The sequence below is a fragment of the Rhodococcus sp. 1163 genome, assembly GCF_002091985.1.
Taxonomy (GTDB): Bacteria; Actinomycetota; Actinomycetes; order Mycobacteriales; family Mycobacteriaceae; genus Rhodococcoides.
This window is the reverse complement of the sequence record NZ_MKKX01000037.1, coordinates 79,425-100,636: the sequence shown is the minus strand read 5'-3', so window position 1 is coordinate 100,636 and position 21,212 is coordinate 79,425. Positions and strand designations below refer to the sequence as shown.

Here is a 21,212-nt window from a genome sequence, read left to right as displayed (position 1 = left end):
CTGCCGGATTTGTTGGCGTCGGCGGTGGAGCGGAGTCCGGATTCGTCGGCGTTGGTGTGTGGTTCTGCTGAGGTGTCGTATCGGGTGTTGGATTCGTTGTCTTCGCGGTTGGCTCGGGTGTTGGTGGGTGCGGGTGTGGAGGTGGATGGGTTTGTCGGTGTGGCGTTGCCGAGGTCGGTGGATTCGGTGGTGTCGGTGTGGGGTGTGGCGAAGTCCGGTGGTGCTGTGGTGCCGTTCGATCCTGGGTATCCGGTGGAGCGGTTGGAGCGGATGGTGGTGGATTCGGGGGTGCGGGTCGGTGTGACGGTGCGTGAGTTCGTGGGGTTGTTGCCGTTGGGTGTGGAGTGGATCGTGTTGGATGATCCGGCGGTGGTGGCGTTGTTGGCGTCGGTGTCGGGTGATCCGGTGTCGGCGGTGGATCGGGTCGGGCGTTTGCGGGCGGAGTCGGCGGCGTATGTGGTGTATACGTCGGGGTCTACTGGGGTTCCGAAGGGTGTGGTGGTGACGCAGGCGGGGTTGGCGAATTTTGCGGTGGAGCAGCGTGATCGGTATGGGTTGACGGGGGAGTCGCGGACGTTGCATTTTGCGTCGCCGAGTTTCGATGCGTCGATGTTGGAGTTGTTGTTGGCGGTGGGTGCGTCGTCGACGATGGTGGTGGCGGAGGCGTCGGTGTTCGGTGGGGTGGAGTTGTGGGAGTTGTTGGTTTCGGAGCGGGTGTCGCATGCGTTCGTGACTCCGGCTGCGTTGGCGTCGGTGGATCCGGTGGGGTTGGTCGATCTTCGGGTTGTGGTGGTCGGTGGTGAGGCGTGGTCGCCTGAGTTGTTGGGTCGGTGGGCGGTGGAGCGTGGTGTCGGTGGGGAAGTGCGTGAGTTTTTCAATGGGTATGGTCCGACGGAGACGACGATCATGTCGAATATTTCGGGTGCGTTGGTGGCGGGGGACGTGGTGTCGATCGGTGCGCCGATCCGCGGGATGTCCGCCCTGGTGTTGGACGGTGGACTCCAGCCGGTTCCGATTGGCGTCTCCGGTGAATTGTATTTGGCTGGAATGCAATTGGCGCGCGGTTACCACCGCCGATACGGCCTCACTTCGGAGCGATTCGTAGCGAATCCCTTCGGTGTCGATGGTTCCCGGATGTATCGCACCGGCGACATGGTGAGGTGGATCGGCGACGACCGCGGTGAGCCCATCTCGATCGAGTATGTGGGGCGCAGTGATTTTCAGGTGAAGGTGCGTGGTTTCCGGATCGAGTTGGGTGAGATCGATGCTGTGGTGACCTCGTATCCGGGGGTCGAGTTCGCGGTGACGGTGGCGCGTTCGGGGGAGCAGGGTGTGGCGGGTGCGACGGTGTTGGTGTCGTATGTGTTGCCTGCTGTGGGTTCGGATCTGGATGTGTTGGAGATTCGGGGGTGGGTGAAGGAGCGGTTGCCGCGGCACATGGTGCCTTCGCAGGTGGTTGTTCTCGATGAGTTGCCGTTGACTCCGGTGGGTAAGTTGGATCGTGCTGCTTTGCCGGAGCCTGCGGGTGTGGTGCGGGAGTTCCGGGCGCCGGTGTCGGAGTCGGAGCGGGTGGTGGCGGGTGTGTTCGAGGATGTGCTCGATGTCGATCGGGTGGGGCTCGATGACGACTTCTTCGAGTTGGGCGGCAACTCACTCATCGCAACGCAAGCGGTCGCTCGGCTTCGTAGGGTAGCTACGTCCGATGTTCGAGTGCAGTGGTTCTTCACTGATCGGACAGTCGAGGACTTGGCCAGGCGGATCGATGAATTCGATAGCGAGGCAACACGTTCTGCCGGCGACGCACTCGACATTCTTCTTCCGATTCGCGACCACGGAGATGTTGCGCCTGTATTCTGTGTTCATCCGATGCTCGGATTCGCATGGCCGTATGCGGGGCTGATGTCCTTCCTGGATGAAGACCGCCCCATCTACGGACTTCAATCTCCGGGACTCTCGATGTCGGAGGAGGTACCGACTTCGATTCACGAGTACGCGGCCCGATACGTAGTCGAAGTCCGTCGTGTGCGTCCGACGGGGCCTTATCACCTTCTTGGATGGTCGCTCGGCGGTGTCATCGCGCATGCGATGGCAGCGCAGTTACGCGAAGCAGGGGACACGGTGACGTTGACGATGATGGATTCGGTGTTGCACATCGAACGAAGCGAGTTCGAGGCGGAGTTGAAGTCCTTACTCGTTCCGGTGGGCGTGATCGAGGAAGATGAGTCGACACCGACCGTACTGTCCACCGAACAGGCTACTCGGGCCGCCGCTGCCATCGTTCAAGGTCCGGTAGGACTAACTGTGGGACAGGTGCATTCGGTCTACAAGAGTGCAGTCGCGTCTCCTGGCCAGATAAACGACTACAAGCCTGCACGTCTCGATGTGCCGCTGCTCTACTTCACTGCGGGTAGAACGCATCCCGAGGATGTCGAGGCGGCCGCACAATGGACCGATCATGTAGTCGAGGTCAGGGAGGTTGTTGTCGATGCGGCTCACGAGGATATGACAGGTGCGGAGGCCCTCGCGCTGGTCGGGCCAATCCTGAACGAGTACCTGAATACGAGTGACGGGCGTAACGGGTGATGAGACAGACACGATAAACTCTGCGGCTAGTGCAGTGCGCGGGGGGGATCGATGTAGTTCCTGCGCGTCAGCAGGTTGCACGACCGACAGCATTCCCACACAAGGGTATGTCCAACAAGTTAGGTAATCGATTTATGCGGAGAGTCAATTCACGTCCCTCGGCGAGGGGTGCCAAGTTAGCAGTGGCAGCCGCGGCAATGGCTCTGCTGCCGCTTGCCGCAAGTGGTTTCACGGCTTCGGCCGATCCAGTCACCGACAACGGAGACCTCTACGCCTACCCGAGCGCACCCAACGGCTCGAAGATAACCCACACCAAGGTCATGGACGATCAGCATTTGATTGTCTATGTCTATTCCGCTGCGATGGACAAGGAAGTGCCGCTCGACGTATGGCGACCGGCCGACACAAGCGTTCCTCGCCCCACTCTCTACCTCCTCAATGGAGCGGGCGGCGGTGAAGACAGCGCAACCTGGCGCTACCGCACGGATGCGATCGACTTCTTCGCAGACAAGAACGTCAACGTGGTCTCGCCAGTCGGTGGCAAATGGAGCTACTACACCGACTGGAAGCAGGCCGACCCAGTTCTCGGTGTCAACAAGTGGACTACGTTCCTCACCGAAGAACTACCCCCGCTGATCGATGCAGGTCTCGGCACGAACGGCGTGAATTCGATTGCCGGTGTGTCTTCGTCGGGCACCTCGGTTATGCAGTTGGCGATCAACGCGCCGGGGCTCTACAAGGGTGTAGCCGCATACAGTGGTTGCGCTCAGACCAGCGATCCGATCGGCCAGCAGTTCGTCAAGCTCACCACCGAAACGTGGGGTGGAGGCGACACACTGAACATGTGGGGGCCGCCCACCGATCCGATGTGGGCCGACAACGATCCTTATGTACACGCTGAAGGCCTTCGCGGCCTCGAACTTTACATCTCCAATGGCAACGGATTGCCCGGGCAATACGACAACTTGAACGGTCCCGAGATCAACGGGAAGCCGGGCACCCTGGCGAACCAGGTCATCGTCGGTGGAGTCATCGAAGCTGCCACGAACTACTGCACCCACAACATGGCCAACCGTTTGGGCGAACTCGGCATCCCAGCCACGTTCAACTTCCGTGATTCCGGGAGCCACTCGTGGGGCTACTGGCAGGACGATCTGAAGAACTCGTGGCCCGTACTCGCACGATCGCTCGGGGTCTGACAGCAGAGACCCACAGAATAAGGAAGGCCCCATCCGAGAAATCTACGGATGGGGCCTTTTCATGTCGGCGGGAAATGTATCGCTACTGTCCAGTCAGGAACATGGGGCGGCGTTCTTGGTCGAGAAGGTCGGATCGAGCGCGGATTGGACGATATAGGTGACGCGATCATCGAAAGTCAAGCCCTGATGCGGAACTGTGTTGGACTCACAGCCGTCCTGAACCCACATATTCCGGACCTCGGCTGAACCTCTCGGATCGAGGAAAGTTCTTTCCGGAGGTGTGACGACTTTGTCGAACTTGGTGCCCACTACCGTGTACCGCACTCCCGGTTCGACTTCGCCGCCTGCATTGAGTCGTTGCAGGGTGGGTGAGCCGATCAATTGCTGACGACCGGCAGTGCCGAGTCCGGTCAGGCCGAAAAGTACTTCCGAGATGATCGTCTGATCCAGTCCAGCAGCGGCGAGGATCAGGTACATCTGCTCGATACCGCCGAAGTTGGTGCCATGATTAGTGCCACCCAGCGTCACCAGGTTCTCAACCTTGCTGTTGGAAGAATTGACATCGTCGACGCCACCGTTGAACTTCAGATACTGGCGGGCAACTGTTCCGCCCTGCGAATGACCGACGATGTCTACCTTCGGCGCGCCCGTTCGAGCAAGTACCGCGTCGATGAACGTAGCCAAACGCGCTGCCGACGCCGGTATATCTCCGAGGCCCCAGATCACTTGGTTCGGGTCGAGTAGCGTCTGCACGGCGCCGTAGTCGAGTGCGTACACGCAGTAGCCTTCGCCGGCTAATGCAGGCGCCATGGTTTGCCACGTCGTGGCCATATCCACACCGGTGCCATGTACGAGTACCACCGGACGGGGGTGTGCTTCGGATGGGACGCACGACCAGTCGTTCGCACCTGCCGGGGCCGGTCCCATGTCGGAGAACTCGAGAGGCAGCGGGGAAACCGACTCCTCTGCGGCGGCCAACGGAGTCGCAACTGCTGTACTGCCCAGTGAGATCAACGCCGCGGACGCGAGAGCTATGGCGACCCTGCCTCTGTGTTTCGGCACGTACAACGACCCTTCGTTCGGTTCGACTACTCGGAAGTGGCGGCTCAAAGCAAAAACCAGAGGCGAGGTTCGTCTCCGGTTGATCTCTCACGATAACAGCGCCGGGTGCAGGTAAAACAACCTGAAAGCGTAGATAAGTGAACTTTTACCTGCTATCCAGTCTCGGCCGCACGCTTGTAGCCTCGGATTGCGGGGTACAGAAATACCGCCACCATGCCGACCGCCCACGCGAGCGTCTGCAGCACCGGGACCAACACTGGCCCGCCGAGGGATAGGCCGCGCATCGCGTCGACCGCGCACGACATGGGCTGAGCTGCTACGACGGGCTGGAGCCACGGTGGGTACGCAGCGACTGGAACGAACCCGGAATTGAAGAACATCAGCAACGTGCAGCCAATAGAGACGACCTCCACGAGAGGAGTTTGACCAGCGACGGTGGCGAGGAATGTCACCATGACCGCAAAGCCGATCCCGAACGCAATCGGTAGCAACAAGAGTGCAATAGCCGAAGGAATTCCCTGATTGAAGCGGAAACCGAGGACCATGCCCACCGCGACGATGACGATCGTCGTCGCGAACACTCGAATGGCTTCGGCCATCATGCGTCCGACCAGACCGGATGCTCGGTGGGTGGGCGTAGTCGCGAACCGACTGAGCAAACCGCTCGTCTTCTCGCCCTTCAAGCCGACGGCACTGACGATCGATCCGAACATCGCACCGACCAGCGCGATCATAGGAACTGTCCCGTACACGCTCGGTGAGCCGGTCGCGGCGGAGATCGAGTTGCCGAGCACGATCCTGAACATGAGGAGCGTCAAGGCAGGGTAGAGCAGTGCCTGAATCATCGTCGACGGATCGCGAGTCCATCGGATGAGAAGCCGCTTGCACTGAATCAGACTGTGCGCCCATAGTGCGCGGGCAGAATTCTCGGCATAGTCGAGGGTCGGCTCCGGGAACGTCAATCGGCTTACCGGCGGGGTGCTACCGGGCGCGATGGATGAGGCAGTCATGAGCGCCTCGAACTAGCCCACATGGCCAGGGGAATGAATACCGCTAGCAATCCAAAAATCCAAATGAGCGATGGAAACAGTACGTGGAAACTGACGCCGCCCTCGGCCATGTCGCGCATCGAGAACGAAAATTGGGAGATCGGCTGATTCCGCACCCAGGGTCGGATCCATTCGGGAAACCCCGATTCGGGAACGAAGCCGCACGAAGCCATCCCGAGGATCAACTGGGGAAGCGTGAGCATTTGGCTGGTCGATTCCGGACTCTTCGACAGAGTGCCGATCGCGTCTGCGCCGATCGAGAGCATCGTGCTGATCGCCAACGCGAACGTGCAGAACAGGACGGCCTGTCCCAACCCCGCGCTGAACCGGAAGCCGATGACGTAACCGAATGAGAGGGCAGCCGTCAGCGACACCACTGATCGGACGACTCCGGACGAGATCCGTGACACCAGCGGGACTGCGCCTACTACTGGCATGGTCTGCAATCGCATATTGAGCCCACTCAACGATTCGGACGAAGCACGTTGCGACGCTGAGATCGCTGTGAACGCCATCGCCTGGAGCACGATGATCGGCATCAAGAACTGGGCGTAATCGATACCCTGAAGTTGCATGACGAACTTGAGTGGCAGGTAGAAGCCGACGGTGAAGATGAGCGGTGCAATGACCGCCACCACGAGCTCGCCGTGACGCACCATTGTCCATACCGACCGAGCCGTCAGGACCTGCCATTGAACGAAGCCGGACGGGCGGCCCTGTCGTCGGACCGAGGTAGTGGACATCGAAGAACCGCTGACAAGGTCCGAACCGGATACACGCGTGCGTGCGCTCGTCGCCGTCATCGGTACTCGACTTCGGACCCGGTCCGTGTAGTTGGGGGCGTAGGCGGCCCGACCTCGGTCGAAACCGGAACCTCTTCATCACTCGAATGTGAGTGGCCGGTCAGAGTGAGGAAGACATCATCGAGCGAGGGACGGCGAAGTGCGATGTCGGCGAGGGCAATTCCAGCGGTGTCGATGCGTCGCAAGATTTCGGACAAAGTTGCAGCACCGTCCGGGGCAGGGACCGAGAGTTGCACCGCTTCCGGACCGAGGTCGACGCGATTGGCGGGAGGAAGGAGTTCGCCGAGCACGTGGGCGACATGCTGCAACTGCGACGGGTCGAGGGGGACCACTTCGCAGTAACTGCCACCGGTTCGAGCTTTCAACTCGTCCGAGGTTCCCTCAGCGATGACGGTGCCCTTGTCGATGACGATGATGTTGTCGCTCAATACATCGGCTTCCTCGAGATATTGAGTGGTGAGCAGGACTGTGATTCCCTGTGCTTTCAGCGCTTCCACGAGCGACCAGACGCCCTGGCGGCTCCGGGGATCGAGTCCGGTAGTCGGCTCGTCCAGAAACACCACCTGGGGACGGACAACGAGACCGCACGCGATGTCGATTCGCCGACGCATGCCACCGGAATAGCCCCGGACGGGTCGCTTGCCGGTGTCGGCCAGATCGAACTCTTCCAGAAGTGCGAGTGCCCGCGTCTTCGACGCCTTCTTGTCCAAGCCCATCAGACGGCCGAACAATTCGATGTTCTCTCGGCCTGACAAGGTGTCGTCGAGCGCCGCATACTGGCCGGTCATCATGATCGACCGACGCACCGATGCGGCATCGGTGACGACGTCGTGTCCAGCGACCAGAGCTCTTCCCGTGTCCGGGCTGAGCAGTGTCGAGAGGACCTTGACAACGGTGGTCTTACCGGCGCCGTTCGGGCCGAGGATTCCGAGAACCGTCCCTTTGGGCGCCGAGAAACTGATCCCGCGGAGAGCATGAACGTCACCGAACGATTTGTGGACGTCCTCCACAAGTACAGCTACGTCCTCGGATAAGGGCATCGATACTCCGTGCGGTCGGTTCTGGAGCGGGCAGAAGGGCAGTGGAGCAAATTGTGAGGGGCATCCTTCACGTCACTCATCGGGTGCACCACGTCGAAACGTTACCTGCCGGTTGCTCCAACGCAATTTTGTGTCTAAGCCCAATCGATACCGATTTCGTCTTCTACGTCGAGTTTCCTGCACAATGATCGAATTCCGCCGTAGTCCTGAACCAATTGCTTGCGACTGCCGTCCGTCTCGACTTCGCGCAGCATAAGATCCCCGCCGACGATGCCTTCTTGGTGGAGAATCGCAGACCAAGTCGAGAAATCGGTGCTGGAAAATGCGTCCATTCCGTCGGCAAGACCGTCGAGAAACATCCGACGATCTCCCGAATTCAAGGATTCGAACACAATCGCGGCCATCTCGTCGGCGATCGACGCATGGCAGTACTCGTCTCGATTGTGTAGAGCGACAGTGGCACGATTCACCGGTTGGATGAGTGCGTTGTCTTCGATCAGATTCAGGTAGGACGTAATCGATATCTCCGCCACCGTCATGAATGCCAGTGAATTGAGCGCAGCCTCGTTGGAATCGACGGCTCTCGCCTGAGTGGCGTGCCTTCTGCGGACTGTGCCGCTGAGTGGCAGGGTCCGCTCCGGCAGGGCCCAGCCCCTCTTGCGACGCGTCAGCGCGCTCGCATTCAGGTGCATAAGGGTGTGGTACTGCTCGTCGACCATGGCCTGCGTGACGGCAACAGCCAGGACGTCGCCCATACCGATGTCGAACGCATCCTGAGCGAGTAGGGCAAAGCCTGGGTGTACTACATGCTGTTCCACGTCCATGACGTTCTTGTTGAAGGCGATCCAGCCCCACGCTCGCAACTTTGCCCGGGTCGTGTCCGAAAGAGTGCGGTAGACGTCGTGATCGGCGAACGGGATCAAGGCTTCGGGGTAGTCATGCTTCGAGGTGTCGAAAAGATCGTCCAGGTCGGGCTCGCTCTTCTTGACAGTGGCACGTTTGCTCCAGTTGCCTGCCAATCGTGACACGACGGCACTCTCGACGACGTCGTCCGCGTCGAAGTCCGGTAGTGACGGCTTCTCGATCATGATCGATCCCCCTCGCGTGCGGTACCACGAACGATACCGAAAAGGCGGGCACACAGGGCCCGGTACGCAGCGTGGTTCGGGACGGCGGCGCCGGCCTTTCCCATGAAGGAGGTGAAGTCGGTCTCGGATTCGGAGGTCACGATCTCGTTCAATTCTTGGAGTGATTCGGCGAGCGCAGCTCTCGCGCGCTCGGCGTAGGGGTTGCCGGCCTGGACATCCCAGTACACCGCGGGCTCACCGCTGGCGACGCGATCGACGAGAGCCAACAGCGTGGATGCAGGCGGTGGAGCGAGAGAATCGATCGATCTCGGGTCCACTTCGAGCTTCGCCAGGGCCGAACCGAAGGCCAGCACAGTGGCGTGGGTCAGCGCTTGCGTCGCCGCGGCCAGTCGATCGTGCTGGTCCGCATCGACCTGCACGACTCGACCGCCCCAGCCGGAGATTCGGCCGAGGAAGTTCTCGGCAGCGCCTCCGCCGCGGTGAACCACAGCGGCCACTGGGCGGCCGTCCATCCCGAGAGACGGAGCGAACATGGGGTTGATGCCCAGAATCGCACCGGGAGGGTCGGCATCGGCGACCTTCCGGGCGAATCCGGACTTGACCGACAGAGTCTCCACCAGCAGTGAGCGCGCGTCGAGGAAGCCCAGTTCGGTCTCGAAAGCCACCGATTCGGGCACCGCGAGTACGACCAGCGGGGTGGCTCGCAGCACCGCGCGCACTTCGGCGTCGGGGTCGACGATGTCGCCGAAGAGGTGCTCGATGCCGGGCCTCGAAACGGTCGGGACGACCGGGTCGAGAGCGAGCACCGTGTCGCCATCAGCGGCCAGTAGGGAGGCGATCAATCGACCCACCTCACCGCTGCCGCCGATGACCACCGCGTCGAACCTCTTCATAGGAGCAGTATCGCCTCTTCCAGCGCCCGGCATCGCTCAACGGTTGCGGGAGATCCAGACCGTGATGTCGGCGTGCACCACTTCGAGGCCGTGGGCATCGGTGATGGAGACGGGTACGACGAGATCGAAACCGTCGTCGACGGAATCCTCGACCGCGTCGAAGTCGGGAAGTTCGGCCAACTCTGCGACAGCAGTCAACGACGTGGTGGCTTTTGCCAGATAGCGGACGTTCATCGCTTTGGGTATCCAGCGATGGGTTGTCGGTACGGTCGCCTCGGCGAGCATTCCCATGGCAGCTTCGGCGAGATTGCATGCGGCGATGGCGTGGAAGGTCCCGAGGTGGTTTCGGATTCCCCACCATTTCGGAGCCGTCACGGTGCATTTGCCCGGTGCCATCGAGCGCACGCGGGGGAGAACCGAGCCGAAATATGGCACGCGTACACACAGCGCGAGCGAGAACACAGCCGATCCCACGGTATTCCGAGGGAGCCTTGACCAGGCGCGATAGGTGAATCCGGTGGTGGGTAGCGTCGCATCCATGGACCTACCTTACTGCTGGGTAAGTTCGACTGGGAAGTTGATCGTGAGTGTGCACGAGGCCTGATTTGTGCTCGCGCCATGTCTGCGGCATACTGGTCGGGTTGCCTGGACACGGGACGCGGTCTTTCGCGGCCGCACCTGGGTGAGTAGTTCCAAGCAGTTGGATCAAGCATTACGAAGAACCAGCACTCCGAGTGAGTGCGTCCGGTTCTGCAGCTTCGAAAGCGAAAACCTCCGGGTTGGAGCAATGAAGCAACGGTCGAAGTGTGAGTAGAAATGCGACACGCCCGACCGCGTGGACCGGAGAACCATGACAGATGAACAGCGGCAACGGATCGGGTAACGCCTGATCGCCAACGTTCGGTTCGTCGTGTGAGCACGAAGGCAGTTCGAGTTCGACGGCTCCCGAGTCGGCCGGACTCGGGGACTGTGCATACGAGGTGGAGCAGGCCGAACGGCCGGTTCTACGACAAGCGGCAAGAAAAGGACACTAAGCGTGGCGGGACAAAAGATCCGCATCAGGCTCAAGGCCTACGACCATGAGGCGATCGATGCGTCAGCACGCAAGATCGTCGAGACGGTCACCCGTACGGGTGCCCGCGTCGTCGGACCGGTGCCGTTGCCGACCGAAAAGAACGTGTACTGCGTCATCCGTTCGCCCCACAAGTACAAGGATTCGCGCGAACACTTCGAGATGCGCACTCACAAGCGGCTCATTGACATCCTCGACCCGACGCCGAAGACGGTCGACGCGCTCATGCGCATCGATTTGCCTGCCAGTGTCGATGTCAACATCCAGTGAGCGCGGAGACAACGATGACTGATAACAAGAATCGGCCTGCAACAGGAATTCTGGGCACCAAGCTTGGAATGACCCAGGTCTTCGACGAGAACAATCGCGTCGTTCCAGTGACCGTGATCAAGGCAGGCCCCAACGTGGTCACCCAGATCCGCACCATGGAACGCGACGGCTACAGCGCCGTCCAGGTCGCATTCGGTGCGATCGACCCGCGCAAGGTCAACAAGCCGATCACCGGCCAGTTCGAAAAGGCAGGCGTTACGCCTCGTCGTCACGTCGTGGAGTTCCGCGTCGCCGACGCCTCCAAGTTCGCGGTAGGCCAGGAGCTCACCGCTGCAGTGTTCGAGGACGGCGCATACGTCGACGTCACCGGCACCAGCAAGGGCAAGGGCTTCGCCGGAACCATGAAGCGTCACGGCTTCAAGGGTCAGGGAGCAAGCCACGGTACACAGGCTGTGCACCGTCGCCCAGGATCTATCGGTGGCTGCGCCACTCCGGGTCGCGTATTCAAGGGAATGCGTATGTCCGGACGTATGGGCGGCGATCGCGTAACCACGCAGAACCTCTCGGTCCACAAGGTGGACAGCGAGAACGGGCTTCTGCTGATCAAGGGAGCAATCCCGGGCCGTCGCGGCAACGTCGTGATCGTCAAGTCTGCATTGAAGGGTGGTGCACGGGCATGACCAGCCTCGACAAGAAGACCGAAACCAACCTGACGCTGAACGTCAAGGAGCTCGGCGGCAAGACCAACGGAACCGTTGATCTGCCTGCCGCGATCTTCGACGCGCCTGCCAACATCGCGCTCCTGCATCAGGTCGTCGTTGCGCAGCTCGCAGCAGCTCGTCAGGGAACCCACTCCACGAAAACTCGTGGCGAGGTTCGCGGTGGCGGCAAGAAGCCATACCGTCAGAAGGGAACCGGTCGCGCCCGTCAGGGCTCGACGCGTGCACCTCAGTTCGTCGGCGGTGGCACGGTCCACGGACCGAAGCCGCGTGACTACAGCCAGCGCACACCCAAGAAGATGAAGGCTGCCGCTCTGCGCGGTGCCCTTTCCGATCGGGCTCGCAGCGAGCGCATTCACGTCATCACCGAACTGGTTGCCGGGCAGGTTCCTTCCACAAAGGGTGCCATGACGTTCCTCGCCGAGCTGTCGGACCGTAAAAAGGTCCTGCTCGTCGTCGGCCGCGAAGACACTGCAGCGTGGAAGAGCGTCCAGAACCTGGACGGAGTGCATCCCATCGCACCCGACCAGCTCAACACGTACGACGTGCTCGAAGCTGATGACGTCATCTTCAGCGTGGAAGCGCTGAATACGTTCATCGCAGGTCCTGCGAAGAACGAGGAGGATAGCAAGTGACCACCATCGCCGATCCCCGCGACATCTTGCTGGCGCCGGTCATCTCCGAGAAGTCCTATGGGCTGATCGAAGAAGGAACGTACACCTTCCTGGTGCACCCGGACTCGAACAAGACGCAGATCAAGATCGCCGTCGAGAAGATTTTCGACGTCACCGTGACCAGCGTCAATACGATGAACCGTCAGGGCAAGCGAAAGCGGACCCGATTCGGTTACGGCAAGCGCAAGGACACCAAGCGCGCGCTCGTAACGCTCTCCGCCGACAGCAAGCCCATCGAGATCTTCGGAGGTCCGGTCGCGTAAGCGACTGGGACTCTTCGGATATAGAGGACGAGAAGACTCATGGCAATCCGTAAGTACAAGCCGACCACTCCGGGCCGTCGTGGTTCGAGCGTCTCCGATTTCGCGGAGATCACTCGCAGCACGCCCGAGAAGTCGCTGGTTCGCCCCCTGCACGGTCGCGGTGGACGTAACGCACACGGTCGTATCACCACCCGGCACAAGGGTGGCGGACACAAGCGCGCGTACCGTCTGATCGATTTCCGTCGCAACGACAAAGACGGCGTGCCGGCCAAGGTCGCTCACATCGAGTACGACCCGAACCGCACAGCCAACATCGCATTGCTGCACTTCGCAGACGGCGAGAAGCGCTACATCGTTGCACCCAAGGGCATCGCCCAGGGGTCTCCGATCGAATCGGGCGCCAACGCCGACATCAAGCCGGGCAACAACCTGCCTTTGCGCAACATCCCGACAGGTACGACCATTCACGCGGTCGAGCTTCGTCCGGGCGGCGGCGCGAAGATGGCACGCTCTGCCGGTTCGAGCATCCAGCTCCTCGGTAAGGAAGGCGCCTACGCCACGTTGCGTATGCCTTCCGGTGAAATCCGTCGCGTCGACGTGCGCTGCCGCGCAACTGTCGGCGAGGTCGGCAACGCCGAGCAGTCGAACATCAACTGGGGCAAGGCCGGCCGCATGCGTTGGAAGGGCAAGCGCCCCTCCGTCCGTGGTGTCGTCATGAACCCGGTCGACCACCCGCACGGTGGTGGTGAGGGTAAGACCTCCGGTGGCCGCCACCCGGTCAGCCCGTGGGGACAGGCCGAAGGCCGTACCCGCAGTAGGAAGAAGGCGAGCGACAAGCTCATCGTCCGTCGTCGCCGTACCGGCAAGAACAAGCGCTAGGAGGGAGTTCAGAATGCCACGCAGCCTGAAGAAAGGCCCGTTCGTAGACGATCACCTCCTCGCGAAGGTCGACGTCCAGAACGATAAGGGAACCAAGCAGGTCATCAAGACCTGGTCCCGTCGCTCGACAATTCTCCCCGACTTCATCGGACACACGTTCGCGGTGCACGACGGCCGCAAGCACGTGCCGGTGTTCGTATCCGACTCGATGGTCGGACACAAGCTCGGAGAGTTCGCACCGACCCGCACGTTCAAGGGTCATATCAAGGACGACCGGAAGGCGAAGAGGCGATGAGTAAGACCGAAACCGCCAATCCGACTGCCAACCCGACCGCAAAGGCAATCGCGAAGCATGTTCGCGTGACGCCGATGAAGGCTCGTCGTGTCGTGGACATGGTTCGCGGGCGCTCCGTCGAGGACGCGCTCAACATCCTGAAGTTCGCGCCGCAGGCAGCCAGCGAGCCGGTCGCCAAGGTGATCGCTTCAGCAGCGGCAAACGCAGAGAACAACCTCGATCTCGATCCCAGCACGCTGATCGTGGCGACTGCATTCGTGGACGAGGGTGCAACCCTCAAGCGATTCCAGCCGCGCGCTCAGGGCCGGGCATTCCGGATCCGCAAGCGCACGAGTCACATCACGGTGATCGTCGAGAGCCTGCCCAAGACCGGCGGAACGAGTCGTAACCGTCGTAAGGGCCAGGCGTCCAAGGAAGGGGCTCAGTAGTGGGTCAGAAAATCAACCCGCACGGCTTCCGCTTGGGTATCACCACTGACTGGAAGTCGCGTTGGTACGCAGACAAGCAGTACTCGGAGTACGTCAAGGAAGACGTCGCCATCCGCAAGCTTCTTGCCACCGGCATGGAGCGCGCGGGTATCGCGAAGGTCGAAATCGAGCGCACCCGTGATCGTGTCCGCGTGGACATCCACACGGCACGTCCGGGAATCGTCATCGGCCGTCGTGGCGCCGAGGCGGACCGCATCCGCGGAGCTCTCGAGAAGCTGACCGGCAAGCAGGTTCAGCTCAACATCCTCGAAGTCAAGAACGCCGAGTCCGAGGCACAGCTCGTGGCACAGGGTGTTGCCGAGCAGCTGAGCAACCGCGTCGCTTTCCGTCGTGCAATGCGTAAGGCCATCCAGTCGGCCATGCGTCAGCCGAACGTCAAGGGCATCCGCGTCCAGTGCTCCGGCCGTCTCGGCGGCGCCGAGATGTCCCGGTCGGAGTTCTACCGCGAAGGCCGTGTGCCGCTGCACACTCTTCGTGCGGATATCGACTACGGGCTGTACGAGGCCAAGACCACCTTCGGCCGTATCGGCGTGAAGGTCTGGATCTACAAGGGCGACATCGTCGGTGGCAAGCGCGAGCTCGCTACTGCGGCTCCAGCTGCCGGCGGACCCGAGCGCCCGCGTCGCGAACGTCCGTCACGTCCGCGTCGCTCCGGTGCCTCGGGCACCACCGCGACCAGCACTGAGGCCGGTCGCGCAGCATCCGCCGAGGCTCCGGCCTCGTCCGAGCCGAAACAGGAGGGCTGACGATGTTGATCCCACGGCGGGTCAAACACCGCAAGCAGCACCACCCGCGACGTTCGGGTGCCGCCAAGGGCGGAACCGCTGTGACGTTCGGTGACTACGGCATTCAGGCTCTCGAGCCCGCCTACATCACGAACCGTCAGATCGAGGCTGCTCGTATCGCTATCACTCGCCACATCAAGCGTGGTGGCAAGGTCTGGATCAACATCTTCCCGGACCGGCCCCTCACCAAGAAGCCTGCCGAGACCCGCATGGGTTCCGGTAAGGGTTCACCCGAGTGGTGGATTGCGAACGTCAAGCCGGGCCGCGTGCTCTTCGAGCTCTCATACCCGGACGACACCGTTGCGCGTGAGGCACTTACTCGCGCCATCCACAAGCTGCCTATCAAGGCACGCATTATCACCCGGGAGGAGCAGTTCTGATGGCTACCGGAACCCCAGCCGCAGAGCTCCGTGAGCTCACCGGTGAAGAATTGGTCAACAAGCTGCGCGAGTCGAAGGAAGAACTCTTCAACCTTCGCTTCCAGATGGCGACCGGACAGTTGGACAACAACCGTCGCCTGCGCGTAGTACGCCACGAGATTGCTCGTATCTACACGGTGCTGCGTGAGCGCGAGCTCGGTCTGGCCACCGGTCCTGCCGAGGACACTGCAGGTGACGCGGCATGAGCGAGGAAAAGACAGTGACTGAAACACGCAACAACCGCAAGATTCGGATCGGCTATGTCGTCTCCGACAAGATGGAGAAGACGATCGTGGTCGAGCTCGAAGACAGGGTCAAGCACCCTCTCTACAGCAAGATCATCCGTCGCACCACGAAGGTCAAGGCTCATGACGAGAACGGTGTCGCCGGTGTAGGCGACCGCGTTCAGCTCATGGAGACCCGTCCGCTGTCCGCCACGAAGCACTGGCGTCTGGTAGAGGTTCTCGAAAAAGCCAAGTAAGCGGCAGTAAACAGCAAAGCCCTCGTTCGCTATCGCGGACGGGGGCTTTGCTGTGTTCAGACAAGCACACTGGATTCACGACAGGCCGCGCACAGCGGCGCTGTTGTCTTCGTGGGCGGACGTCTCCAATGCAACCAGTCCGGTTACCTCATCCTCGCGCCAATTGGATGACCTCTTCTTCGGTCGGTGGACTCTTCGGGTGATACGACAGGCAGAGCCTGGTTTTGGTGCGTACGAACGAGGACTCCTCGACCGCTGCGTAGAACTCGCCGGCGGGGAGCTTGCCGATGTCGGGAATTGATCCGCCTTTGACCCGCGCAACTTCCTTGGCAGCCTCGATTTGTACCGGTGCGTTGAGTCGACCGTAGAACTGCGTGCCACAGTTTCCTGGGATCTTGTTGTTGAGACCCTTCGGTGCCTGTGTCGCGAAGACCATCCCCAATCCGTATTTTCTGGCCTGCGACACCAGCGCAAGAGTGCTGTGGAGGCAGATCGTCATTCGGTCCGATGGGGCGAAGTTCTGAGCCTCGTCGAGCACGAACAACCCCCCGAGCGGCCGATCGCCGGCCGGGTTCTTCTTGATCCATGCGAACAGTGCCATCTGAAGCTGATTGACGAAGTTCTCCTTTTGCGATGCCGTCGTCAGCCCCGACATGTTGATGACCGAGATTCGTGCGCTCTTACCTGCGCGGGGAGTGAGCAACATCCCTGGATCTGCCGATGATCCCGCACCGCCGAACAGGGGATCGGTAGTCGTGGACGCCTTCAAGTTCTCTGCCAGGTCGGCAGCGATTTTCACACCGTTCTTGAGGGTGCTGGCGCCGTCCGGAAAATTCTCGAGGAGGTCGATGAAATCGTCCAGACTTCCCTGCGAACGATGGCCGAAGTCGACCAGCGCTTGGCGAAGCACGGCCATCATCTGTCGACTCTTGGCCGTCCCTCCCAATGCCATTGCCTGCGGAGCCAACGAGGACAAGGCGCTCTCCACAGCGGAATCGAATTCATCGGGATCGTCGATGACCTCCGCGAAATTCGGCAAAGGCTGAAAGCTCAGTGCTCGACCGGCACTACGACGAGGAGTCCACACGACTACCTCACTGTTGGAGAAATAGTCCGAGGCCTTGGCTTCGTCGTCGCCCGTCCAGTTGCGACTACCGCTGGGCCACTCGACGCCCAGCCTCGACAGGTCGTTGTTGGGATCGAGCACGATTGCCGAGACGCCTTTGAGCGCGCACTCCTCGAGAAGGCGACGGATGAGAACCGTTTTGCCGGACCCGGAACCGGCGAAAATGGCGGTGTGCTTGCGCAGTGTCTCCAGTTCGACGCTGACCTCGGGACCGCCATCTGTCGGTGTTCCCAACGGAATTGCCGTGTCCGAGATCGGTGGTGGCGGCGCCGGTGCAGGCGACTGCTCGGCCGGTCGTACTTCGTGGGCAGGAAACAGGCCGGGGTCGGTAGCAGGTTGGTGAACGACGGTATTCGCTCCCGCTGCTTCGTCGAGCACCGGCGTCTTCGGAAGTACGTCGCGGAACAGAGCGATCTCGTGGGCCGGTTGCCTGGCAACCAGCCACGCCTGCAGGTTCTCGTCCTTCTCGGCGGCGAGGGCTTTCAACGCGGACAGCGCGAGGACATCGCTTTCGGTGAAGGAGACGACGATCCCGCCCGCATCCTCGAAGGCTTGCACCGTCTTTGCGGTCTTGGGCCCACTCGGCCAGGGCGCAGACCGGAGGATCACCAGTCGTCGCTTCTCGGTTCCCTGTGTCAATCCAGCAGCAGTACAGGCCTTTTGGATCCTGTTCTGGACGGAGATCGGATTCCTGGCAGCAATCGCGCGGAATCCCCAGTGCTCTTGGTCGTCCGTGACGTCGTCCAGGACGCGTCGTATCCGTCCGTGTAGGGACGGTTTGCGCCCGGGTTCGGCGTCGCGGGTGAATTTGTGCTCGACGGTGCCGGTTTCGGTGATCCAGGCATCGAGTCCAGCACCGAGCAGTGAGGGCACCGTGTCGTCCTCGTCGTCGGCGTCGAGTGCAGAGAAATCGGCCACGGCAAGCAACTCCGCGAATCGGGCATCGAGTTTTACGAAATCGCCTGGGGGAGCGGGTGGAATTACCACTACCGGGACGGGTGGGTTCAGAGTCGTAAGTTCGGTGATGTCGTTGTTGCGTAGGCAAATTTGGATGTGATCGTCCACGCTGCGCAGCAGTGTGCGCGGATTGTAGAGATTCACATCGTCGAATGCTTCGGGCGCGATGGGCCACGTCGGATGTGGAGGAGTGAATCCAGCCTGTTCGTATCGAGCGGCGAAGCGTTTGGCGACGATCTCGACGCCGATCTCTCTCGTTGGAATCTGATGCAGCGACTCGGCTACGTGGAAGCGGTCTTTCACCGACTCGACCGTGTTGTCGGCAATGAAAGTCCACGCACTGGGTAGCAGTGAAATGACAGCAACGGTACGAACGAGGTTCTGCCGCAACCCCATCAGGCCGTGAGCGATATTGTCGAGCTGGGTGCCCTGCTCTGCTGTGAATACTCCTTTCGGATCACTCTGCATGCGTGACTGCGCTATGAGGGTGTCGATCTGATCGACAGCAACGACTGTGGGCGCACTCAGCGAAAGCAGCCACGAAATATCGACGGCCACTTGTTGTGAGGTCAGCACGGCGTTGGGGAGACCCCAGTACGTCCGCTGCTCGTGGTCGAGTGCATCGTTCGACCGCAGGAACGCGTCGCCCAGATCCTGCAGGTCGAAGTCAGCGCTCGCTGCCAACACCAGTGCCCGCAGTGTGTGACGTGCTTGTTTGAGGTCCGGGTACTTGCGACGCAGTCGATCGATGAACTGCGATATCAAATCGGGGCTGACGGTGCGCTCGCCCTGCAGAGCCCGGCATTCCATGCGGCCGAGTCCGACGTCGGTTCCGAGATCCCAGAGGAGCTTCTCGAGTTGGCTGTCGAAACCTGGTGTCGGTCTTTCGATGTCGGTGAGTATTCCGTGGAGGACCGAGTCCCAGAAAACTTTCTCGTCGAGCAATTCGATCAGGAAGAAGTAACCGCCGGCGCTTTGAACCTTGTCACGAACCTGGCCCAACATGTGAGTCTTTCCCGACCCGGCGGCTCCCTGAATCACCACGCCCAGCGGTTTCGAGGTCGAGCGCTTGTCAGCTTCGTCGAACGAGCGCATGACGCTGCTCAGTGAGTTCTCGTTCATTCCATCGACGTGAAGTTCGTTGGTACGCCAGACGTCGTCGGGGGTGGGGGCCCAGGTCAGTTGAATGGAGGAGAGTGCTGCGTACTGCTCCGCGTCCATCGTCATCAGCGGTCGATCTTCATCATGTGTCGTGACTGGCCGCCGAGATGGAGTGCTGCTGTGCGGTCGTCATCGGTCAAGGTCGCCTGGTTGGCTTCGGGGATCAGGTTGATCTCCTGAGCGCGGTAGAGCGAACTCAGCGCCGCGTCCAGCACCGATCGATCCATGGTTCGCAGGGCTTCGCGAAGTCGCGTCAGCGAGACCCATGCATGCGGCTCACTGGCAAGGCGGTGATAACTGTCGCGAACCAGGTTTTCAGGGTCCGTGCCCTTCTGTGCTGTGTCCGCTGTTGCGGGTAAGAACACCTCATTGGGTTCGATTCCGACGCGATCGAAGTATCGGCGCATTGCGCGCAGCAGGGTGTACAAAGTCTTGCCGCCGCTGCGGCTGGCCTGAGACGGGGCGGGAGCCCCGAACTCCTGGCTTCCGCGGGCCCATCCCTTGTCCGTGAGGTCGACAACAATTCCGCGGCCGACCTTCTCGACCCCGATCAGTTCGGCCCCGAGCAGCTTGTCCCGCGACTTGGCGCTCAGTTCGGAGCCGAGGGTCCTCAACTCCGTGAGCTTCAGTGGCCGAGATTCCGCCATCAGTACGAGCAGCGTGGTTCGTTCGACGAATGTCAGCTCGGTTGTCACTGGAGTGATCCTTCTTTCGTGGCAGTAAGTGTGTTCGGATCGGAGTCACGGATGATGCGGTGTCGGTATAGCGCAGCCTGTATCTCGTCGACAACCTGCCATACGTCTGCATGCACGCGCTCGTTGGGAATACGCAGAATCTCGAAGCCCACGCCACGAAGAATTTCGTCACGCTTGTCGTCCTTTGCCCTACTCCAGGCGGACCGATGTTCGTGACCGTCCAACTCGACGGCGAACAAGTCTTCGAGCCACACGATGTCGAGGAAGTACTTCTGCGCGATGTCGTTGTACTGGAAAGGGTGATTGAGTCGCCGATTCGTGGCCCACGAATGCTTGGAAAGCTCGCGGTCGACGCGTTTCTCGACGTCACTACCCGGGTGAGGCCTTCCAGTGACGGCCCAATACTCGACCGTGGGCCTCGTTCGAGAGCGCTGGCCGGTGTCGTCCACGTCGAGCAGTTCCCGTGGCAACGTCACGAACACGCTGGACAGGCGGTCGACGGCGGGCAGTGGATTGTCGACGAGCCACACGGCGAACCCGCGGGCGGCCAACCACTCCGACGCAGCTGCGAGGGCATGTTGCTGCGTCGATGACTGCTCGTTCGAATCCAGCAGAAGCGCGACCTGTGCACGTTGCCAACTGGCCCCGAGGATGCCGGCCAGGCCTTCCGCCACCTCGGCGTCGCAGAACGGACGTCCCATTGCATTGTTGCCGAGGGATCGTTCGGCGAGATCCGCCAGGAACGGGCCGTAGTGATCGCTGGTCGCGGCCAAGCGGCGTGCGTGGATCCGAACCGCTGCGAAATCCAGCGAGCTGCGACCGGTGATCGACGATGCGTCGGGTAACCATGCGGGAAACAGTTCGATCGCGATCACAGTCAAGGCCGAGAGCACCTGCTCGATCACAGCGGACTGACGATCCCTCGGCTCGACATGAACTCGAATCAAGGCGGGAGCCGTGTCCGGCAGATCCTCGAGTGCGACGGCGATCGCATCTCCGGGTGCGCCCACGAGGCAGACAGCTCGATCGAGGGGGAGACCCCAAGTGTCCACGTGCCCAGTCGTCATGCCGCAGTCACCGATTCGCTCCTGCGATGCGCATACACATCGCAAAACCATACCGGTGGTCCGTTTCGCTTCGCGCAACGAGTTGCCATTTTCGGACTCGCCGATTTGGACTCTTTCGGCCGTTTCCCCTACACTTGACCGGTT

At 61.2% G+C, this 21,212-nt stretch carries 23 protein-coding genes; 13 read left to right on the top strand and 10 right to left on the bottom strand.

The window, feature by feature from the left end; genetic code table 11:
* A partial coding sequence (locus BJD99_RS17680) for an amino acid adenylation domain-containing protein (RefSeq protein ID WP_143542218.1) occupies positions 1–2,583 on the top strand: 2,583 nt, incomplete at its 5' end.
* A 134-nt stretch (positions 2,584–2,717) separates the two neighbouring features.
* Positions 2,718–3,782, top strand: a complete 1,065-nt coding sequence (locus BJD99_RS17675) for an alpha/beta hydrolase family protein (protein ID WP_084348495.1) — start codon at positions 2,718–2,720, stop codon at positions 3,780–3,782.
* 93 nt (positions 3,783–3,875) lie between these two features.
* Here BJD99_RS17675 and BJD99_RS17670 read toward each other — a convergent pair whose 3' ends face one another.
* The 7 genes from BJD99_RS17670 to BJD99_RS17640 form a co-directional block, all read right to left on the bottom strand.
* Positions 3,876–4,844 carry a triacylglycerol lipase gene (locus BJD99_RS17670; protein WP_084348494.1) on the bottom strand — a complete coding sequence of 323 codons (969 nt, stop codon included), beginning with the start codon at positions 4,842–4,844 and terminating at the stop codon, positions 3,876–3,878.
* A 152-nt stretch (positions 4,845–4,996) separates the two neighbouring features.
* The gene (locus BJD99_RS17665) at positions 4,997–5,854 is read right to left on the bottom strand and encodes an ABC transporter permease (RefSeq protein ID WP_084348493.1); all 858 of its coding nucleotides are present in this window, start codon (positions 5,852–5,854) and stop codon (positions 4,997–4,999) included.
* The gene (locus tag BJD99_RS17660; protein ID WP_256895902.1) at positions 5,851–6,636 is read right to left on the bottom strand and encodes an ABC transporter permease; all 786 of its coding nucleotides are present in this window, start codon (positions 6,634–6,636) and stop codon (positions 5,851–5,853) included. The genes BJD99_RS17665 and BJD99_RS17660 overlap by 4 nt, the downstream gene beginning before the upstream one ends.
* A gap of 56 nt (positions 6,637–6,692) precedes the next feature.
* Positions 6,693–7,736 (bottom strand): ATP-binding cassette domain-containing protein, encoded by a 1,044-nt coding sequence (locus BJD99_RS17655; RefSeq protein ID WP_084348491.1) that lies wholly within the window; start codon positions 7,734–7,736, stop codon positions 6,693–6,695.
* A gap of 134 nt (positions 7,737–7,870) precedes the next feature.
* The gene (locus BJD99_RS17650; RefSeq protein WP_084348490.1) at positions 7,871–8,824 is read right to left on the bottom strand and encodes a diiron oxygenase; all 954 of its coding nucleotides are present in this window, start codon (positions 8,822–8,824) and stop codon (positions 7,871–7,873) included.
* Positions 8,821–9,717: a prephenate dehydrogenase dimerization domain-containing protein gene (locus tag BJD99_RS17645; RefSeq protein ID WP_084348489.1), complete on the bottom strand. Its 897-nt coding sequence runs from the start codon at positions 9,715–9,717 to the stop codon at positions 8,821–8,823. The genes BJD99_RS17650 and BJD99_RS17645 overlap by 4 nt, the downstream gene beginning before the upstream one ends.
* A gap of 36 nt (positions 9,718–9,753) precedes the next feature.
* Complete coding sequence (locus BJD99_RS17640; RefSeq protein WP_084348488.1) at positions 9,754–10,257, bottom strand: hotdog fold domain-containing protein; 504 nt, start codon at positions 10,255–10,257, stop codon at positions 9,754–9,756.
* Positions 10,258–10,753: 496 nt separating this feature from the next.
* Between BJD99_RS17640 and rpsJ the strand changes: the two genes are divergently transcribed.
* From rpsJ to rpsQ, 11 genes are read left to right on the top strand one after another with little or no spacing between them, the layout of a single operon-like run.
* Complete coding sequence (gene rpsJ / locus BJD99_RS17635; protein WP_003938093.1) at positions 10,754–11,059, top strand: 30S ribosomal protein S10; 306 nt, start codon at positions 10,754–10,756, stop codon at positions 11,057–11,059.
* A gap of 14 nt (positions 11,060–11,073) precedes the next feature.
* Positions 11,074–11,739 carry a 50S ribosomal protein L3 gene (rplC, locus tag BJD99_RS17630; protein ID WP_084348511.1) on the top strand — a complete coding sequence of 222 codons (666 nt, stop codon included), beginning with the start codon at positions 11,074–11,076 and terminating at the stop codon, positions 11,737–11,739.
* Positions 11,736–12,413 (top strand): 50S ribosomal protein L4, encoded by a 678-nt coding sequence (rplD, locus tag BJD99_RS17625; RefSeq protein WP_084348487.1) that lies wholly within the window; start codon positions 11,736–11,738, stop codon positions 12,411–12,413. The genes rplC and rplD overlap by 4 nt, the downstream gene beginning before the upstream one ends.
* On the top strand, positions 12,410–12,715 hold the full coding sequence (gene rplW, locus BJD99_RS17620; RefSeq protein ID WP_027496310.1) for a 50S ribosomal protein L23: 306 nt from the start codon (positions 12,410–12,412) through the stop codon (positions 12,713–12,715). The genes rplD and rplW overlap by 4 nt, the downstream gene beginning before the upstream one ends.
* Before the next feature lie 39 nt (positions 12,716–12,754).
* Entirely contained in the window at positions 12,755–13,594 is an 840-nt protein-coding gene (gene rplB / locus BJD99_RS17615; protein WP_084348486.1) for a 50S ribosomal protein L2, read from the top strand.
* A gap of 13 nt (positions 13,595–13,607) precedes the next feature.
* Positions 13,608–13,889, top strand: coding sequence for a 30S ribosomal protein S19 (gene rpsS / locus BJD99_RS17610; RefSeq protein ID WP_008718309.1), 282 nt, complete (start codon positions 13,608–13,610; stop codon positions 13,887–13,889).
* A complete protein-coding gene (gene rplV, locus BJD99_RS17605; protein WP_084348485.1) occupies positions 13,886–14,317 on the top strand; it encodes a 50S ribosomal protein L22 in 432 nt (143 codons plus the stop codon). Before rpsS ends, rplV begins: the two co-directional genes overlap by 4 nt.
* Positions 14,317–15,123: a 30S ribosomal protein S3 gene (gene rpsC, locus BJD99_RS17600; protein WP_084348484.1), complete on the top strand. Its 807-nt coding sequence runs from the start codon at positions 14,317–14,319 to the stop codon at positions 15,121–15,123. The genes rplV and rpsC overlap by 1 nt, the downstream gene beginning before the upstream one ends.
* Before the next feature lie 2 nt (positions 15,124–15,125).
* Positions 15,126–15,542 (top strand): 50S ribosomal protein L16, encoded by a 417-nt coding sequence (gene rplP / locus BJD99_RS17595; RefSeq protein ID WP_084348483.1) that lies wholly within the window; start codon positions 15,126–15,128, stop codon positions 15,540–15,542.
* On the top strand, positions 15,542–15,787 hold the full coding sequence (rpmC, locus tag BJD99_RS17590) for a 50S ribosomal protein L29 (protein ID WP_072806568.1): 246 nt from the start codon (positions 15,542–15,544) through the stop codon (positions 15,785–15,787). The genes rplP and rpmC overlap by 1 nt, the downstream gene beginning before the upstream one ends.
* The gene (gene rpsQ / locus BJD99_RS17585; RefSeq protein WP_084348482.1) at positions 15,784–16,062 is read left to right on the top strand and encodes a 30S ribosomal protein S17; all 279 of its coding nucleotides are present in this window, start codon (positions 15,784–15,786) and stop codon (positions 16,060–16,062) included. The genes rpmC and rpsQ overlap by 4 nt, the downstream gene beginning before the upstream one ends.
* A gap of 148 nt (positions 16,063–16,210) precedes the next feature.
* On the opposite strand, the gene BJD99_RS17580 is transcribed toward rpsQ, so the two are convergent.
* From BJD99_RS17580 to BJD99_RS17570, 3 genes are read right to left on the bottom strand one after another with little or no spacing between them, the layout of a single operon-like run.
* The gene (locus tag BJD99_RS17580; protein ID WP_143542217.1) at positions 16,211–19,372 is read right to left on the bottom strand and encodes a helicase HerA domain-containing protein; all 3,162 of its coding nucleotides are present in this window, start codon (positions 19,370–19,372) and stop codon (positions 16,211–16,213) included.
* Positions 19,372–20,001 carry a hypothetical protein gene (locus BJD99_RS17575; RefSeq protein WP_084348481.1) on the bottom strand — a complete coding sequence of 210 codons (630 nt, stop codon included), beginning with the start codon at positions 19,999–20,001 and terminating at the stop codon, positions 19,372–19,374. Before BJD99_RS17575 ends, BJD99_RS17580 begins: the two co-directional genes overlap by 1 nt.
* Complete coding sequence (locus tag BJD99_RS17570) at positions 19,998–21,068, bottom strand: endonuclease domain-containing protein (RefSeq protein ID WP_179142393.1); 1,071 nt, start codon at positions 21,066–21,068, stop codon at positions 19,998–20,000. Before BJD99_RS17570 ends, BJD99_RS17575 begins: the two co-directional genes overlap by 4 nt.
* Positions 21,069–21,212: the final 144 nt, after the last annotated feature.